The organism is Pedobacter superstes (genome assembly GCF_037622515.1).
Lineage (GTDB): Bacteria > Bacteroidota > Bacteroidia > Sphingobacteriales > Sphingobacteriaceae > Paradesertivirga > Paradesertivirga superstes.
On the sequence record NZ_JBBJCN010000002.1, the window covers coordinates 371,963 to 390,522 of the forward strand.

General features: G+C 37.8%; 18 protein-coding genes. 8 read left to right on the top strand and 10 right to left on the bottom strand.

Annotation, left to right across the window (positions count from 1 at the left end; genetic code table 11):
• Positions 1 to 21: 21 nt before the first annotated feature.
• On the bottom strand, positions 22 to 912 hold the full coding sequence (locus WG906_RS06950) for a fructosamine kinase family protein (protein WP_339991829.1): 891 nt from the start codon (positions 910 to 912) through the stop codon (positions 22 to 24).
• A 58-nt stretch (positions 913 to 970) separates the two neighbouring features.
• On the opposite strand from WG906_RS06950, the gene lepA reads away from it, so the two are divergent.
• Together lepA and WG906_RS06960 are read left to right on the top strand one after the other, a co-directional pair.
• On the top strand, positions 971 to 2,758 hold the full coding sequence (gene lepA / locus WG906_RS06955) for a translation elongation factor 4 (protein WP_339991830.1): 1,788 nt from the start codon (positions 971 to 973) through the stop codon (positions 2,756 to 2,758).
• Between the two features lie 138 nt (positions 2,759 to 2,896).
• Positions 2,897 to 3,778 carry a bifunctional 5,10-methylenetetrahydrofolate dehydrogenase/5,10-methenyltetrahydrofolate cyclohydrolase gene (locus WG906_RS06960; protein ID WP_339991831.1) on the top strand — a complete coding sequence of 294 codons (882 nt, stop codon included), beginning with the start codon at positions 2,897 to 2,899 and terminating at the stop codon, positions 3,776 to 3,778.
• Here the strand turns inward: WG906_RS06960 and WG906_RS06965 are convergent.
• The gene (locus tag WG906_RS06965; RefSeq protein ID WP_339991832.1) at positions 3,769 to 5,841 is read right to left on the bottom strand and encodes an LTA synthase family protein; all 2,073 of its coding nucleotides are present in this window, start codon (positions 5,839 to 5,841) and stop codon (positions 3,769 to 3,771) included. The genes WG906_RS06960 and WG906_RS06965 overlap by 10 nt on opposite strands.
• 55 nt (positions 5,842 to 5,896) lie before the next feature.
• Here WG906_RS06965 and WG906_RS06970 point away from each other — a divergent pair, with 55 nt between their 5' ends.
• Both WG906_RS06970 and WG906_RS06975 read left to right on the top strand, forming a co-directional pair.
• Positions 5,897 to 6,877 carry a glycosyltransferase gene (locus tag WG906_RS06970; RefSeq protein WP_339991833.1) on the top strand — a complete coding sequence of 327 codons (981 nt, stop codon included), beginning with the start codon at positions 5,897 to 5,899 and terminating at the stop codon, positions 6,875 to 6,877.
• A gap of 172 nt (positions 6,878 to 7,049) precedes the next feature.
• On the top strand, positions 7,050 to 7,226 hold the full coding sequence (locus WG906_RS06975; RefSeq protein ID WP_339991834.1) for a hypothetical protein: 177 nt from the start codon (positions 7,050 to 7,052) through the stop codon (positions 7,224 to 7,226).
• Between the two features lie 238 nt (positions 7,227 to 7,464).
• Here WG906_RS06975 and WG906_RS06980 read toward each other — a convergent pair whose 3' ends face one another.
• Positions 7,465 to 7,899 carry a hypothetical protein gene (locus WG906_RS06980; protein ID WP_339991835.1) on the bottom strand — a complete coding sequence of 145 codons (435 nt, stop codon included), beginning with the start codon at positions 7,897 to 7,899 and terminating at the stop codon, positions 7,465 to 7,467.
• A 57-nt stretch (positions 7,900 to 7,956) separates the two neighbouring features.
• Entirely contained in the window at positions 7,957 to 8,298 is a 342-nt protein-coding gene (locus WG906_RS06985; protein WP_339991836.1) for a Rieske (2Fe-2S) protein, read from the bottom strand.
• A 123-nt stretch (positions 8,299 to 8,421) separates the two neighbouring features.
• On the opposite strand from WG906_RS06985, the gene WG906_RS06990 reads away from it, so the two are divergent.
• Positions 8,422 to 9,045, top strand: a complete 624-nt coding sequence (locus WG906_RS06990) for a 7-carboxy-7-deazaguanine synthase QueE (protein WP_339991837.1) — start codon at positions 8,422 to 8,424, stop codon at positions 9,043 to 9,045.
• Between the two features lie 74 nt (positions 9,046 to 9,119).
• On the top strand, positions 9,120 to 10,982 hold the full coding sequence (locus tag WG906_RS06995) for an OmpA family protein (RefSeq protein WP_339991838.1): 1,863 nt from the start codon (positions 9,120 to 9,122) through the stop codon (positions 10,980 to 10,982).
• Between the two features lie 52 nt (positions 10,983 to 11,034).
• Here WG906_RS06995 and alaS read toward each other — a convergent pair whose 3' ends face one another.
• From alaS to WG906_RS07020, 5 genes are all read right to left on the bottom strand, one after another.
• Entirely contained in the window at positions 11,035 to 13,659 is a 2,625-nt protein-coding gene (gene alaS, locus WG906_RS07000) for an alanine--tRNA ligase (protein WP_339992258.1), read from the bottom strand.
• An 82-nt stretch (positions 13,660 to 13,741) separates the two neighbouring features.
• Entirely contained in the window at positions 13,742 to 14,695 is a 954-nt protein-coding gene (locus tag WG906_RS07005; protein WP_339991839.1) for a helix-turn-helix transcriptional regulator, read from the bottom strand.
• Between the two features lie 101 nt (positions 14,696 to 14,796).
• A complete protein-coding gene (locus WG906_RS07010) occupies positions 14,797 to 15,408 on the bottom strand; it encodes a hypothetical protein (protein ID WP_339991840.1) in 612 nt (203 codons plus the stop codon).
• 67 nt (positions 15,409 to 15,475) lie between these two features.
• Entirely contained in the window at positions 15,476 to 16,162 is a 687-nt protein-coding gene (locus tag WG906_RS07015; protein ID WP_339991841.1) for a DUF421 domain-containing protein, read from the bottom strand.
• Between the two features lie 14 nt (positions 16,163 to 16,176).
• Positions 16,177 to 16,647: a tetratricopeptide repeat protein gene (locus WG906_RS07020; protein ID WP_339991842.1), complete on the bottom strand. Its 471-nt coding sequence runs from the start codon at positions 16,645 to 16,647 to the stop codon at positions 16,177 to 16,179.
• A 160-nt stretch (positions 16,648 to 16,807) separates the two neighbouring features.
• On the opposite strand from WG906_RS07020, the gene WG906_RS07025 reads away from it, so the two are divergent.
• Complete coding sequence (locus WG906_RS07025; protein WP_339991843.1) at positions 16,808 to 17,032, top strand: hypothetical protein; 225 nt, start codon at positions 16,808 to 16,810, stop codon at positions 17,030 to 17,032.
• Positions 17,033 to 17,178: 146 nt separating this feature from the next.
• Here the strand turns inward: WG906_RS07025 and WG906_RS07030 are convergent, their stop codons facing one another.
• Positions 17,179 to 17,670, bottom strand: a complete 492-nt coding sequence (locus tag WG906_RS07030) for a pyridoxamine 5'-phosphate oxidase family protein (RefSeq protein WP_339991844.1) — start codon at positions 17,668 to 17,670, stop codon at positions 17,179 to 17,181.
• 262 nt (positions 17,671 to 17,932) lie between these two features.
• On the opposite strand from WG906_RS07030, the gene WG906_RS07035 reads away from it, so the two are divergent.
• Entirely contained in the window at positions 17,933 to 18,541 is a 609-nt protein-coding gene (locus WG906_RS07035; protein ID WP_339991845.1) for a sugar O-acetyltransferase, read from the top strand.
• The last annotated feature ends 19 nt before the right edge of the window (positions 18,542 to 18,560 follow it).

An 18,560-nucleotide genomic window follows, 5' to 3' on the forward strand; every position in this document is an offset into this window, starting at 1 on the left:
TGGTATAATTACTATGCCATGTTACTTTATGGCGAAGCGATTTAATATTTGCATTAACTGACTTACATATGATTGTCCGAACAGGTTGATATGAATTAATGAGGGATATAAGTTCCATAAATCTAACCTCTCCTTCCACCCTTCCTTTAAAGGAAACATTTCATGGTACGCATCATAAAACGGCTGCTGAAATCCACCAAAAAGTGTGGTCATAGCTATATCCACCTCCCTGTGCCCATAAAAAATAGCGGGATCAATTAAAACCGGCTTGTTTAAATAATTGATTAAATAATTCCCGCTCCATAAATCGCCATGAAGCAGCGAGGGTATTTCCCGGGGAAAAAGACCATCCAGGTTTTTATAAAGTATTTCAAATTGTATTAAAACACTATTGCTCAGTAAATTTCGATTTCGTGCCATCTCCACCTGTGGTACTAACCGCTCGATAATAAAAAACTCCGACCACGAAGGACTTCTTTTATTCGATTGTACTAACGAACCCATATAATTGTCGTGATCCAATCCAAATTGTAATTGCGTGTTCATATGCAACTCAGCCAATCGTCTGCCCATCTCCGCCTGGGCGCATGCATCGTTTATTCCCTGTTCAATCCATTCTAGAACTAAAAACTGTTCATCGTTCGAAACTCCGTGACAAATTACTTTAGGTACCTGTATCGTGTTTGTTAAACCAATCTGCTTCAATCCTTCGGCTTCCGCTATAAACATACTTGGGAATTTAACCGAAGAATTAACTTTCAGAAAGAAAGACTCTTTGCCATACTCAATTTGGAAACACTTATTTATACTTCCACCGGAAACTGAGCTAAGCAGACCTAAGCTTCCATCATTATCAGAATACTCCTTAATTGCAATGCTGATCGCTTCACTTAATTGTTCGCTTAAAAACATTGTCAAATTTAACCTAAGCCATCAAATATCCCTTCAAAAAACTATCTTTGCGGTTCAAATGAAGCATATTCGTAATTTTTGCATAATTGCACATATCGATCACGGAAAGAGCACTTTAGCTGATCGTTTATTGGAATACACAAATACCATCACCCAGCGTGAATCGCAGGCCCAGTTGCTTGATGATATGGATTTGGAGCGTGAGCGGGGTATCACGATAAAAAGTCATGCTATCCAGATGAATTATCAACTGGATGGACAGGACTATGTTTTAAACCTTATTGATACACCCGGTCACGTTGATTTTTCTTACGAAGTTTCACGTTCTATTGCTGCCTGCGAAGGTGCATTACTAATTGTTGATGCGGCCCAGGGAATTCAGGCTCAAACTATTTCCAATCTTTATCTGGCTCTGGAACAAGATCTGGAGATCATTCCGATTTTAAACAAAATGGACCTTCCCGGTGCTATGCCCGAAGAAGTAAAAGACCAGATTGTTGAGCTGATTGGCTGTAAACGCGAAGAAATCATTCCTGCATCGGGTAAAACCGGAATGGGTGTTTATGATATTTTAAGAGCAATTATAGAACGTGTTCCTCCACCCAAAGGCAATCCAAATGGTGAATTACAGGCTTTGATTTTTGACTCTGTATATAATTCATTCCGTGGCATTGTTGCTTACTTTAAGGTTGTTCACGGAGAAATCCGCAAAGGCGATAAAGTAAAGTTTGTGGCTACGGGTAAAGAATATATTGCTGATGAAGTAGGCACATTAAAACTTCAGCAGCAACCTAAAGATGTTATTAAGACAGGTGATGTAGGATACATTATCTCGGGAATAAAAGAAGCCCGTGAAGTAAAAGTTGGCGATACCATTACTCATAAAGACAAACCGAGTAAAGAAGCAATTCAGGGATTCGAAGAGGTGAAACCAATGGTTTTTGCCGGAATTTACCCTGTAGACACAGATGAATTTGAGGAACTTAGGGAAAGCATGCATAAACTGCAGCTTAATGACGCTTCAATAGTGTTCGAACCCGAATCTTCTGCTGCCTTAGGCTTTGGGTTCCGTTGCGGATTCCTTGGAATGCTCCATATGGAAATTATCCAGGAGCGTCTGGAACGAGAATTCAATATGACGGTTATCACCACCGTTCCTAACGTATCTTATAAGGCATTTACAACCAGAGGCGAGGAAATCCTGGTAAATAATCCTTCTGATTTACCCGATCCGTCAAAAATTGATTTTGTTGAAGAACCTTATATAAAGGCGAATATTATTACAAAATCGGAGTTTGTGGGACCGGTAATGTCGCTTTGTATACAGAAACGAGGAATTATTGTTAATCAGTCATACCTTACTTCTGATAGGGTTGAGCTTGTTTTTGAATTGCCCATGGGCGAAATTGTATTCGATTTCTACGATCGTCTGAAAACGATTTCAAAAGGCTATGCATCTTTTGATTATCATCAGATAGGATATCGCCAATCAGATTTAGTACGATTGGATATCCGCCTGAATGCAGAACCTGTAGATGCGCTTTCTTCATTAATTCACAGAACCAATTCATATGATTTCGGAAAACGAATTTGTGAGAAGCTTAGAGAACTTATTCCCCGCCAGCAATTTGAAATTATAATTCAGGCATCCATAGGTGCCAAAATTATTGCCCGGGAAACTGTAAAAGCCTTGCGTAAAGATGTTACCGCCAAGTGTTACGGAGGAGATATTTCCCGTAAACGGAAACTATTGGAAAAACAAAAGAAAGGTAAGAAACGCATGCGCCAGGTGGGTAATGTAGAGATTCCACAATCGGCGTTTATGGCAGTACTAAAATTGGATTAAAATAGATTTGAGATATGAGACAATAGATTTGAGATCAGACAGACAAATCAAACTCATATCTCTTAAGTTAAATACAAATCATTATTAGGGCCTGGACTGATGTGAATCTATATCACATCACTTAATCTCATATCTAACATGCAGTTACTAGACGGAAAGTTCGTATCAGAAAAACTTAAGGAAGAAATCACGGCAGAAGCAGCTTCTGTTTTAGCAACAACCGGGCGTAAGCCTCATTTAGTAGCCATTTTAGTAGGCAATGACGGTGGTAGTGAAACCTACGTTGCAAGTAAAATGAAAAATTGCGAAAAGGTTGGATTTAAATCTAGTCTGTTTCGATATGATGAGTCTGTTTCTGAAGCGGAATTACTTGCAAAGATCAAAGAAATCAACAAAGATGAATTCGTTGACGGATTAATCGTTCAACTGCCTTTACCTAAACATATTGATCCTGAAAAAGTTACCGAAACTATTGACTACAGAAAAGATGTAGACGGCTTCCATCCTATTAACCTGGGCAGAATGATGCGAAATCTTCCATGCTTTATTCCTGCAACTCCTTACGGCATACTTTTAATGCTGAAAGAGTACCAAATTGAAACTGCAGGAAAGCATTGCGTAGTTGTAGGAAGAAGTAATATTGTTGGTAGTCCTATGAGTGTTTTAATGGCACGTAATGCAGTTCCTGGTAATTGTACAGTTACACTAACTCACAGCAAAACCAGAAACCTGGAAGAGATTGTACGCTCTGCTGATATTATAGTAGCAGCGATCGGTAAAAAGAACTTTATCACTGCAGATATGGTAAAAGACGGCGCTGTTATTATTGATGTAGGTATTAATCGTGAAATTTCTGAAACAACAAAATCAGGCTATAAATTATATGGTGATGTTGATTTTGAAAATGTAGCTCCAAAAGCATCTTGGATTACTCCGGTTCCGGGAGGTGTTGGATTAATGACTATTATCGGTTTGTTAAAAAACACATTAGCATCAGCAAAAAAAGAGATTTACAGTTGAGCTATTTTTTTCTTTTTGTTTATCTGATCTAAGATATAAAACATCGATAAAGCATAATTCGCGCGGGATCGCTTTAAAAGCTCATCTGCATCATTTGACTTTATGATTTTACTTAGAACCTTAACGTTCTTGTTTTTCCAGGTATAGGAAGCCGTGGAGGAAGAATAATTTACCGCTGCATTCTCACTGAAGGAAGTAAAGGACCCTATATTCATTCCAAAATACCGTGTATTTTCATTCTTTGTGGTTGTATCCAGCAAATTGTTTCCAATACTAAAATACCTGGCCTGGGACAATGAAAGGTTAAATATTGTGGGGAAAATATCTTTGTGAGAGGCAAAGCGTAAAGTGTTAACTGCTGCCTGTGGTTTATATTTTTCCGGAATATACATGTATAGCGGAACTCCCCTTTGCTGCAATTGATGAGCTTCATCAAAGTCGAAAAGCATTAAATTATTATGATCACCTGTCATAACTACAATAGTATTTTTTCCTAATTCCGAATTTTTAATTTTATCCAGAAAATCGCCTAAACTATTATTAGCGTACTGATAAGCATTCAAATTCTTAACTGCAAGTTCTTCGGTTACCAATAAGCGTTCTTTTAATGTATCATTTATTGCGATTTTAGATGGCTTATAATCTGACGGAAGCTCGAAAGGAGTATGGTTCGTTGTTGTTTGCACAAAAAAGAATTTAGGCTTATTATCTTTTTGTGACAATTCATCAAATACATAGTCAAACAAGTATTCATCATAAACTCCCCATTTATTTGCTTTGCAAGATTTATTTTGGGCTTGTATATGACTCATTCCTCTAACTACATCAAATCGCTGGTTAGCAGCAAACTCATCCATTGAGCGCCAATTCACCTTTCCTCCCGTAATAAAATTGGTTTGATATCCGGAATTTTTGAAAGGAATTGCCACTGATGAAGGAAGCTGCGTGCCACGATATTTCGTTTGGGATAAACTGACAGGTGAACTCACCATCAGGTATTCCAGACTTTGAATGGTGATATTACCGCTGGAAACAAAATTACGGAACAGCAAATCAGATTGAAAATGCTTCCTCAGGCTTCCCAGAAGATTCATTTGTTCCGAATCGAAATTCATATTATAATTACTCATACTCTCCATAAATACAAAAACCACGTTGGGTCTATTTTTTTCGAGTATGAGGTTTTTTGGCGTTCGGCTGAATAGTTTATCAAAAGCTTCAGAATCTGAAATAGCGGATAAAGAATCTTCTGAGAAATAATCCTGAGCAGCTTTTGCGGGGTTATTATAGCCTAATGATTGAAGGCTGCTTACTTCGTTCTCTATTATATTAAGGCTTTTTTTACGCTCAACATAAGAGTTTTTAAGAGCATAGATACCATTTATAGCTAAAAAATCAACAAATTTATTTTGAGAAACCTCATCATTATGAGAAAGTTCGGGAGTACTGTCAAAAGACTCTCTCATACCAAAAGAATACAATCCAAGGATCAGTACCAGGCTTACTACTTTTAATCCCGGATGAAATTTAAATGTGAACTCTCTGGAAGAATATAAGCGTTGAAGGAAATATTTAAACCCGAACAAAACACCTAGCCAAACCAGGAAAATCCTGATTAGCGGATAGTCGGTCCAAACAGAACTCATTACTGTTTGCGAATCATCATCAGCAAGGCCAAAAATGATTACGCTGATGTGAGTTTGAAAATAATTATAATAATATTGGTCTACAAAAAGAATTATTAATGTTATAGCCAGACTTACTCCCGAATACCATGCGATAAATAATTCTGATTTTCGTGAAAATTCTTTATTCTTAATGAAAATTCCTGCAAAATAAACGAGTAACGGCACCAGGAGAATATAACAGATTACCAAGGTATCGATTTGCATGCCGCGCATGAACGCAATAAGAATGTCAAAAGGAGTTTTTACCAGTTCATTAAAATCACCGAGTCTTACAAAAAACCAGAATCTGAATAAGGTAAACACCGCCAGAAAAAAAGTATAAATCTTAATCAGGCGATAAAAATTATTAAAAAATCGATTAATTTGATGGTCCATACTAATTTCGCTGCAAATTAACGCATTATTAATTAATTGTAAAAATAACATCTCAATGCATATCTTAATAGTAAACAATACCCAGATTCCGGCTCATCAATACGGGGGAACAGAACGTGTGATCTGGTGGCTGGGGAAGGAATTGGTTAAAAAAGGCCACCGGGTTAGTTTCCTTGTTCAGGAGGGTTCAAGTTGTGATTTTGCTGAGATCATACCTTACGATTTCAACAAAACAGTCGAGAACCAAACCCCGGAGGACGTAGACCTGGTTCACTTTTTCTATGGATTTGATGAAAAACATACCAAGCCATCAATTTATACCCTTGAAGGTAATCATGGCTATGGCCAGGCACTTCCTTTGAACACTGTTTTCGTTTCTAAAAATCATGCCGAGCGATTTGGAAGCAAAATATATGTTCACAATGGATTGGATTTTAATGATTATGGCGATCCCGGACTTGATAACAAAAGGGAATATTATCATTTCCTGGCCAAGGCAGCCTGGAGGGTAAAAAATGTGAAAGGCGCCATTGAAATAATCAATAAGTGCAAGGAAAAACTAGTGGTACTTGGCGGAACCCGCATAAATTTAAAAATGGGTTTAAGAATCACCCCCTATTTAAACATTAAATTTAAAGGGATGATTGGCGGGGAGAGAAAAAACGAAGTACTGAGACACTCAAAAGGATTGATTTTTCCGGTTTTGTGGCACGAACCCTTTGGAATAGCTATTACTGAAAGCCTATATTTCGGCTGCCCAGTGTTTGGTACCCCGTATGGATCATTGCCCGAGTTGGTACCTTCTAACGTTGGCTTTCTTTCGGTCTCAATAACTGAATTGATAGATAAAATAAAGAACAATGATTTTGATGCGAAAACCTGCCATGATTATGTTGTTGAAAATTTCAGCTCGGAGCTGATGACAGAGAGGTATCTTGGCCTTTATCAAAAGGTATTGAATGGCGAACATTTAAATTCTGTTGAGCCCTCACTTCAGATTCAACAAACTGAAAAATTTCTGCCTTTTTATACGTAAGGTATTCCAGGCTCATAGAATTTTTGTTAAACAAAGTAACTTCAGATAACTACCATTCTCTGGAAGATTACCCTATTTCAGATTGGGTAAACGAAGTTGCCGAAGGCAAAGCCGTGTATCAAACAAAACGAAGCCGCCAGAGCTCTAAAAAAGAATTCTTTGATTCAAAGAAATGAAAGTATTTCTTGACGCTAACATTCTCATTTCTGTACTAAACAAGGAATATCCCGTTTTCCCTATTACATCACGAATTTTAAGCCTTTCTGATACCGATAAATTCGAATTATACACCTCACCTTTTTGTCTTGCAATAGCTTTCTATTTCGCTGAAAAAAACATCGTTCTGTAAAAGCAAAGCAAAAGATTGGAATATTATGTGAGCATCTGTCCATTGCTGCAAATACTCCGGATTCGGTTTTAAAAACTTTACAACACAAAGCCATTGACGATTTTGAAGACGGACTAGAATATTATTCTGTTATAGAGTATGATTGCAGCTGCATTATCACAGAGGATAAAAATGATTTTTATTTTTCTGACATAGAAATTTTAAACAGTAGCGAATTCTGCAGCAAATATTTAGTACGCTACGCTAAATAGGCTTCAGGAATTAAAAGCTCATCCTTCTCATCATTCCATAGCATCGAAACAATTTTCCAACTGCCATCTATAAGAATGAACTGAATATAATTTACGCCTCTCTTCCATGGCTGAGTGGTTTCGGCTGTAAATGAATACTCGTAAACACTTATCCTCTGAGCTGTTTTCCCAAAAACTTCTGTAACATCAGATATTTCCTGCTGAGAATAGAAAGTTGCATTTCCATCATCAATCTGGTGCATTATAGCCTGGATATAACTTTGCACAGTAAATTCCAGAGGATGGTCAAAATTGCCGTTCATCAGCTTTCCATCTCCGTAAAACAGCTCCTGTAAATGATCATAGCGGGGATAATGCTCCTGACTAAAGCAGATACATTCATAAAACTCGCGGGTAATTTTATCAATTTCTTGGACAGTCATAATCTCTTAACAGATATTTCCTGATATTGATTGCTCTAAATCATACAAAGCTCTCATTTATTTAAAGAGCATTTTGAAAAGATTAAAGCCTTCCGGCAAACCCACATACACTCCGTCGGGCCTAATCTCAGAAGGATGAATATCGATATAATCGCCCTGCCCTGGTGCTCCTCGCCCCGTTTTTAAATCGTATTCATACCTGTGAAATGGGCAAATGAGCTTATCATCCTTACACCAGCCACCGCTCAGACCGGCACCCGCATGCGGACAATAAGGCTGAGTGAAAAAGAAATTGTCGCCAGATTTTATTGCACAAAGCTTTTTCCCGTTTACAGTAATTGCTATTATAAAATCACTATGCTGCACTATTTCAGAATCAAAAACTTTGAACCACTTCATTGATTTAGATATGAGATTTGAGATGTCAGATATGTGACACGGATTTTCATAATTCGTCAATATATGGCGTTTCTGTGAAATTCAACGCTCAAATTTTATGTAAGTTTGCAGCCAATTTAAGAAATGTCACATCAAGTACCAGAAGACGGAACTTTACTTCCTTTAATGGAAGAATTCTACACCATACAGGGCGAGGGTTATAATACCGGTAAAGCGGCTTATTTTATACGCCTTGGCGGATGTGATGTCGGCTGCCACTGGTGTGATGTAAAAGAGAGCTGGAATGCTGATTTACACCCCCTTACCTCTGCCGACCAGATCGTTGCCAATGCCGAAAAATTTCCTGGTAAAGCAGTTGTAATTACCGGAGGTGAACCTCTTATATATAATCTTGATTATTTAACCGCAGAGTTACAATCGAGGGGAATAAAAACATTTATAGAAACTTCAGGTGCCTACCCTTTATCCGGGAGTTGGGATTGGATATGTCTGTCGCCAAAAAAATTTAAAGCACCCTTACCAGGACTAGCATCTGTTGCCGGCGAGTTAAAAGTAATTGTATTTAATAAAAGCGATTTTGAATTTGCTGAAAAGTATGCTGAGCTGGTGTCATCCGGATGCAAACTCTACCTTCAACCTGAATGGTCAAAAGCAAAAGAAGTAACTCCTATGATTATCGAGTATGTTATGGCAAACCCTAAATGGGAAATATCCTTGCAAACTCACAAATTTCTAAATATTCCGTAACTTCTTACGTTATATTCCGAATACCTGTACCTATGAAAAGTGTGTTAGTTCTTCTACTATGCTGTTGCTGTTCTATGGTATACAGCCAAAAGGATATTAAATCTGCTAATAGGCAAGCTCAAAAGAAATATGAACAAGGAAGAGCGGACTTAGCCTATGGCTTACATAACAAAGCGCTTGAAGAGTTTAATGATGCTGTTAAAATTGACCCTAAATTTGCAGCTGCTTATCAGCAATCCGCCGATATTAATAAAACGTTAAAAAACTACGAGCAAGCCAAATTGAATTATAAAAAAGTTCTTGAAATTGATCCTGAATTTCACCCTCTAACTTTTCTTGGTTTAGCTGAAAGTGAATTAAGCACAGGAGAATACACTTATGCATTGCAGCATTTTAAGAAATACGATTCGATGCCAGGTGTTTCTGAAAACAACAGGAAACAGGTAGCAAAATATATTGCTGACTGTAATTTCAGTATCGAAGCCGTTAAGAAACCATATCCTTTTAAACCGGTAAACCTAGGGGCAGCCCTTAACACCGAAAAGAACGAGTATTTGCCGGTAGTTACCGCTGATGAGGAGGCAATAATCTTTACCCGCGTAACTAATAACAATGAAGATTTTTATACAAGCATAAAAACCGGTGACAAGTGGAACAAGTCAGTTTACCTGAGTCCTATTATCAATACTGATACTTTTAATGAAGGTGCGCAATGCATATCACCTGATGGGATGTATCTGTTTTTTACCGGTTGCAACCGGCCGGATGGAAATGGCAGATGTGATATATATGTGAGTAAACGGGAAGGGAAAGACTGGAGCAAGCCTTTCAATATAGGTGCTCCGGTGAATACTTCTGCATGGGAATCGCAGCCATCCATCAGTGCTGATGGACGTACATTATATTTTGTCAGCGACAGGGCTGGTGGCCTAGGAGCACATGATATCTGGAAAACAGAGCTACAAACCGGTGGAGCCTGGTCAAACCCTATAAATCTTGGCCCCAACATTAACACTAAGTATGATGAAATCTCTCCATTTATACATCATGATGGCCAAACTCTTTACTTTTCATCGAATGGCTGGCCAGGACTTGGGTCCAAAGATTTATTTGTAAGCAGAAAAAGCAACTCTCAAACCTTTCAAAAACCATTAAATTTAGGCTATCCTATTAATACATGGGGTGAAGAAAGTGGCTTGACTGTTAGCAGCGACGGAAAAACAGCATTTTTCTCATCAAATATGAAAGGAGGCTTTGGGGCAATGGACATTTATTCTTTTGAACTTCCACAGACAATACGCCCTGATGTGGTTACCTATGTTAAAGGCAAAGTATTTGACGCTATAACTAAAGAGCCTTTGGATGCTAATGTAAAAATAACAGGATTATTAATAAACACCATAGTTTTTGAGGATCTGAGCGATTATGAAACAGGTGATTTTTTAGCTACCATGCCTGCATCCGGGAAATCTTTTGGACTTAGCGTTGATAAAAAAGGGTATTTGTTTTATTCTGAAAACTTTGCGCTTGAAAAGCCCGAATCAGCAAGCAAGCCTTATAAAATTTCAATACCGCTGCATAAAATCGAAGCAGGCAAGATGGTAGTTTTAAAAAATATCTTCTTTGAAACGAATAAATTTGAACTTTTGCCCGAATCAAAAACAGAACTTCAGGAAATATTAAGTTTTTTAAACAATAATCCAACAGTGACTATTGAAATTGCCGGATATACTGATAATGTAGGCGATGATAAGGTGAATCAAACCCTTTCCGAAAATCGGGCGAACACTGTTTATAAATACCTTATAGCCAATAAAATACACCCATCAAGATTAAGCTTTAAAGGACTTGGAGAAACTGTTCCTATCGCGGATAATACGAGTGATGAAGGAAGGCAGAAAAACAGGAGAACAGAGTTTAAGATTGTGAAGTTATAATTTAGTCATCCGATGAAAAAGTAAAAAATTTCATCGGATGAGTTTGATGGAACTAACTAATAAATTCCCTGGCTTTTTCCAGTGCTCTATCAATTCCTGCGCTATCTTTTCCACCTGCTGTAGCATAGAAAGGCTGGCCACCACCGCCTCCATTTATTTCTTTGGCAAGCACGCGGATAATATTTCCGGCATGCAGATCCTTTTGCTCCACAAGACTCTCAGAAATCATTACGGTTAATCCCGGTTTACCATCTGTATCGGTAGCCAGAACCATAAATAAATCATCAAGCATATTTTTCAAAGAGTAAGCAAGATTTTTCACTGCTTCAGCGGAAGACAGATCTACTCTGGCAGCGATAAAATTCATGCCATTTATATTTTCCGCTTTTGCTGCTAAGTCATCCTTTAATCCGGACGCTTTGGCATTAACCGCTTTCTCCAACTCCTTTTTTAGCTTCGAGTTTTCCTCTAATAAAGATTCAACAGATTTAGCCAGATCTTTGGGGTTTTTCAACAGGCTTTTTAACTCGCTTACCAGGTTATTCTGAGTATTGATATAAGCTTCCGCAGCTTCGCCGGTTATGGCCTCGATACGCCTTACTCCTGCCGCCACAGCACTTTCGGATATAATTTTGAAGTATCCGATTTGACCGGTTGATTTCACATGGGTACCACCACAAAGTTCTACCGAGTAATTTTCATCAAATGTAATTATCCGCACAACATCGCCATATTTTTCGCCGAATAAGGCAGTTACACCCCGATTTATCGCATCCTGGTAAGGCACACTCCGCTCCTCTTTTAATTGAATATTCTCACGGATTTTACGGTTAACAATGGCTTCAACTTTTGCGATTTCCTCATCGGTTAATTTTGAAAAATGCGAAAAATCAAATCGAAGATAATCTGCATTAACCAGAGAGCCTTTTTGCTGAACATGGGTTCCTACAACCTGGCGCAATGCGGCCTGAAGTAAATGTGTTACCGAGTGATTGTTTTCTGTTTGACCCCGACGATTTTTATCGACTATACTCTTTAAAGTTTGCTGAAAGTTAAAGCCTTCAGGAATTTCATCCGAAAAGTGAACAATAAGAGCATTCTCCTTTTTTGTATCAGTAATCCTTAGGGTTTCATCGCTACCAATTAACAATCCGGTATCTCCAACCTGACCGCCGCTTTCTGCATAAAATGGAGTTTTATCCAATACCAGTTGATATTGCTCTTTAGCTTTTGAGGTTACCTTACGATATTTTAAAATCTTTGATTCAGTTTCTAAAGAATCATATCCGACAAATTCGTTTTCATCGCCTGGATTTACAACAACCCAATCGCCGGTATCTACAGCGGTAGCAGCACGCGAGCGACTTTTTTGTTGTTCAAGGGCTTTGTTAAAACCATCCATGTCTACTGCAAGGCCTTTTTCACGGGCCATAAGCTCAGTTAAATCTATCGGAAATCCAAAAGTATCATATAATTCAAATGCAAAATCGCCATCCACTGAACTTGCCTCTGCAGCATAACGCTCAAACCGCTGTATACCCGTTGCCAGCGTTCGTAAGAAAGAAATCTCCTCTTCCAAAATTACTTTCTGAACGAAATCCTGCTGCGCGAGCAATTCAGGGAAAACCCCATCAAACTGATGGGCAAGGACAGGCACAAGTTTATTGAAAAATGGCTCTTTAAATCCCAGGAAGGTATATGCATAACGAACTGCCCTGCGTAAAATCCTGCGAATTACATAACCTGCTTTATTATTTGATGGTAACTGTCCGTCTGCAATTGCAAAAGCTATTGCCCGAATATGATCGGACATGACCCGCATAGCGACGTCGGTTTTAGCCTGGCTTTCACCCAAATTATAAGGTATACCACATTCCTTTGAAATGAATTGAATAAGTGGTTGAAAGGTATCCGTATCATAGTTTGATGATTTACCCTGCAGTACACGAACCAAACGTTCATGACCCATTCCTGTATCAACATGCTGTGCAGGTAAAGGCTGTAAAGAACCGTCTTTCAAACGGTTAAATTGCATAAATACATTATTCCAGATTTCTATAACCTGGGGATCATCGTTATTTACCAAAATTTTCCCATCTACTTTAACACGTTGCTCATCCGGACGGCAATCCACGTGGATTTCAGAACAAGGCCCGCAAGGACCGGTATCCCCCATTTCCCAGAAATTATCCTTCTTGTTGCCTAAAAGGATGCGATCTTCATCTATCCAGTTTTTCCAGAAATCATATGCTTCCTGATCTTTGGGAAGCCCTTCTTTTTCATCACCTTCAAAAACGGTAACATATAGCCTGTCTTTAGGAATTCCATACACTATATGCAGCAATTCCCAGCTCCATGCGATGGCTTCTTCTTTAAAATAATCGCCGAAACTCCAGTTACCCAGCATCTCGAACATAGTATGATGATACGTATCAATACCAACCTCTTCCAAATCATTATGCTTCCCGGAAACCCGTAAACAACGCTGAGTATCGGCTACCCGAGAATACTTAACAGGCGCCTCTCCAAGAAAAATATCTTTAAACTGATTCATTCCTGCGTTGGTGAACATCAAAGTTGGATCGTTCTTCACCACAATGGGTGCTGAAGGAACAATCTGATGTCCTTTACTGGCAAAAAAATCTAAAAAAGCTTTCCTGATCTCGTTCGTTGTCATCATCAAAATATTAGAGTTTGCAAAGTTAACAGGAGATTTGAGATTTGAGACAGTAGATTGAAGATTGATGGCTGGGAAACTACTACGAATCTTTGAGATTTGCCGATACACCTGAAACGATATTCTTAACCTTTTCTTTTAGTTCAGCCGGTTTGATAATTTTTGCTTCATCACCAAACATCATAAACCATCTGGCAAACCATTCAATATGTGGAGTAAAAAAGTTCATTATCACATATTTTCCCTCGTGTGTTTCAGACACAAATCCATTATAATATTTCTGTTCATCTAAATACTTATGAACCTCTTTATCAACCCGGATTATAATTTCCAGCAGATCTTTCGTCGTCTTTTCTTTTTTCAGATACTCTTTTAAACTTGGATGTTGATGTAAAAAGTTTTCATCGGTTACGGTTAGTTTAGAGATCCGGTCCATTCGAAAGTCTCTGATGGAATTCCGCATGAGACAAAAAGCGATCAGGTGCCAATAGCCTTCAAGGAAAAAAACTCCAATCGGTTCAATACAACGATCAGACTTTTCTTGTCGGTAATGTGTGAAATAGGTTATATTAATGGCCCGTCGCTCTGAAATTGCCGACAGTATATTCGGCAGAAGTTTCAAATCTGAGGGATTCTGTAATTGCCTTCTGGATTTCAAAACTTCTATATGAGAATCCATATTCTCTAAATAATCCTTTTCAGTGGTACGCAGAACGGATTTTATTTTATACATGGCAGATTTATAATCTGAAGTGATTGCCGTATCGGTCAGACGCTCTACCAACTTCTCTGCGGTTAAAAAAGCCGTTGCCTCTTCTCTGGTAAACATGACCGGTGGCAATCTGTATCCTTCTACCAAAGAATATCCAACTCCGGCTTCTCCAATTACCGGAATACCGGCTTCCTCCAATGCTTTAACGTCACGATAAACAGTTCGTAAGCTTATCTCAAACCGATTAGCAATTTCCTGAGCTTTAACAACCCGCTGAGATTGTAACTGAAATAAAATAGCAGATAACCTGTCAATACGATTCATTACATATATGTGGGGGGAATAATAATTATTTCAAATTACATAATTGGTATAAGACTCGGCACGAACCCGATCTTCGCTAAAACAATTACAGTACCCGGCTTCTAACGGATAGATTTCAAGTATGCAATTAACTGTGTATTGCTAATTTCCTTATTAATACTGATGAAATCCGGATAGGTTATCACTTCAGAACCAATCAAAAAACTGGGTTTTATTTGAAAAGTAACCATTACCTTTTTCTCTGTATTAGTGGATAAAAATCCAGCAACCGCCTGTTGATTTTCTTGATTAGAAAGTAGGGGAAAAACATCCTTATCTACTTTAAGGGGTATAATACTTGATCCGGCCGGATCGATAGAGATTTTTTCAGTGACAAAACCGCTTAAAAGTTCTGTTTCCCTGATCAGTATTTTATATTCAAAAGCATTGATTCCTGCTGTCTGATTTCCGGGATTTGTGATTTTCACCTGAAGAATTGCTTTAACCGGAATGCGTTGACGTAAATATGCAAAAGCAAGTTGCGGCGCTTGAAGTAAATTCAACCCTTCACTGGTAATTAAATTATTCACCTCAGTGCCCGCAATGTATACACTGTCTGCCGAAATGATCTCATAAGTACACTTTTCGAGTGCCTGCAACTGGTCGGCCTGATCTTTAACTCCACAAGCTGTAAATAAAATTGGGGCAAGCATTGCCAGAAGATATCTTTTCATCTCGTTTATAACGGTAAAATTGATTTAATAATTTGTGTCAACAGAAAATAAGGGAAACCGGACTGATTTATGCATGTCTCACTGTATTTATGGCTAAAACCCATTGATTATGATTGCAAACCGGGCAGTTTTGGGCTTCTGCTATTTCTTCTGTATTTCCGCAGTAAGCACAAGCATATAAACCAGGTATAGGAATTTTCTCGTCTTTTTTAAGATAAAGGTCTGGGTATAAAGGTAAACCTGGTTGTACTTCTTTATCTTCATAATATAGCAGACTAATTGAACCTGAGGTTTCAATTATGGCGTTTCGTACTTGCCCCAGATGCTCAACATTATTAATTCTTAATTCGGCAAAAAACTCATCCTGAGATAGATCCTCCTTATCAAAATCTGCAATAGAAAACTTTCCGTTTCTTACTAAATAAATTGGTCTGCCTTCAATTAGTTGTTCAAACGGCAAGTATTTCCCGCTCAGCCAGGTCACTGTACGATAGAGTCCGATAACAATAATAAAAACAATCAGGGCTGGTAAAATTCCCACCTCTTTATAAAACATAGGATCGCCGGCCGCAGACCCTAAGCCTATAATGATGACCAATTCAAAAATTGAAAGCTGTTTGATACCACGTTTGCCAGATGTTCGCAGAGCGATAAGGATAAAACAAAACATGATAACAGTGCGGAGAAAAACTTCAAAAAGAAATTCTACAGGTTCGTCACCAAAAAAGAGACTATTAAATTCTATACCTTTCATTAATGTGTAAACAATTACTTTACCAACAGACTCAGGCCGCTTTTAGCAATTTCACTCCCGGGGAACTCCTCAAGGGTTATTTCGTAATATTCTTTTGCCTTAATTGCGTCGCCCAACTGACTATAACAAAGAGCAATGTTTGTTAATGACATTTCTCTATAGCTCATTGAGGACGAACTCAAGAGGGTTATATAGCGATATTTATCAACCCAGTTATACCGGGTAAAAAATGTATAGCTTTTTTCAAAACAGGGAATCGCCTCAGCAAACTTATCCTTTTTAACATATCTCATACCTTTATTGTGGCTATGAGGAATAATTGTTCTCACACTGAAAGAAATGATAAGATAAGTTACCAAGCCATAAAAAGGCGGATCTGGAAAACGCAGCTGGTGATAAATGAATATTAATACTAATGCAAAAAGGAATTGGGGAATTAAAGCAAGCCATGCTATTTGGCGCACTACAGAGACATTCGAACTCATTGATTGATTTTTATTTAACAATAATAGCATTCTTTTTTAACAAGATATCAGCAAGCTTAGTTCAATTAAAAATCAACCGGGTAAAATGTTTTAATTTTTCCGGCTTTGATTAATTGATGAATAATTTTCACCTGAATAGAAACATATATACCTTTGTTTAATGCAAGAACCATTTGATATAGAGCTGGCAGGAGTTACCTATTCTATTTTTCCTGAAGAAGAAGAGACCTTTACAATTTTTAAGGAAGGCGTTGAATATATAAAAATTCAAAAAGACACTGATGAACATTGGTTAAAACTTGATGAAGAGACTGATCTTCCGTTATTTAGTGAAGATGCAGAAGTAAACGAATTAGGACGGGCAATTTCGGATCACAAGGCTTAAATTCTCGCATTAGGTTTTGAACTTTTTAGGTTCAAAACCATAATTTAAGAAGGCTGGTTACAATACTGATCAGAATGCTTTTGAAGAACTCATAGAATCCTTAAAATTATTCCATGAACGGCAGAAACCGTCTCTCTTTAAAAATTCTAAAAATCTATCTCTCCATGCTTTCCCCTTGTAAATTCATCGCCGGTTAGGGCAGAACCAAGGATACCCATAAAACGTACCATGCTATTAGAATTGCTATCCCAATATTCAGCATGTGTAGGATGAACTTTTAACAATGCTAATTTAGGATCGTTCAATCCTTCGGGAAAGAAAGTCTTTACCATAGAATTAAAAAGTTTCTTCATCCTCAGCGGATCATTCACAACTGCAGCTAAACCATTAACGGAAACATAAGTACCATTATCGTGGTCGGTGTAGCACAAGGTAACCTTTTGATTATTTCCGACTTCATTAACTTTGGGTGAATGTTCGTTCGTAAAAAACCAAATATTTCCTTCTTCATCAATATCTGAGGTCACCATGGGCCGGCTATGTATATTATCTGCCTGTAAAGAACATAGCATAGCTACATCGCCGTTATTAATAAAATTTTTTAGTTTCTCGAGGCCGGAATGTTGGGAAGTTTCCATAATAAAAGCTTTTAATTCAAACATATATACAGAGTTAAGGTTTGAGTAAATAAGTCAAGATTAAGAGTTTAAAGTTTGATTCGTATAAAATTTACATCATTAAACTATTTCTTCATATTCATTATGCTAAGTGTCATTGTTTCAGTGTGTAATGAGGTTACCGATAAGCAATATCGCTAATAGAAAATAATCATATTTATCGCTTAACACTTTATAGAAACAATAATTATATAGGGTGAAATATCTTTTGAGAAGAACAAAAATGGACCAAAAAGAAAGAATGTTAGCAGGTCTTCCTTATAAAGCCTGGATGGATGGTCTGGCAGAAGAAAACCTGGAAAACAAAGAAAGACTGTACGATTTTAACCATTGCAGACCCAGGGAAACCGAGAAAACCAATGAACTTATCCGAAGTATTCTGGGAAAATCTGGAAATAATATTAATATAATTGCCCCTTTTCATTGCGATTATGGCAAAAATATTGAAGTTGGAAACAATTTCATGGCGAACTACAACTGCATTATTCTGGATGTAGGGAAAGTGGTAATCGGTGATAATGTTCTGTTTGGTCCAAATGTTTCCATCGTAACTGCCGGACATCCAGTCCATCCTGACTCAAGAAATTCCGGCTATGAATATGGTATTGCAATCACGATTGGCCATAATGTATGGATTGGAGCGAACTCTGTGGTCAATCCAGGAGTCCACATAGGTAATAATGTGGTAATCGGATCAGGGAGTGTTGTGACGAAAAATATTCCCGACAATGTGATTGCTGTTGGCAATCCTTGTAAAATTCTACGGGAGATTTCTGAAAAAGACAGGGAATATTATTATAAAGACAAAAAATTTGATATCCAGGATTATTGAAATCAGCCCCTGAGTTTAG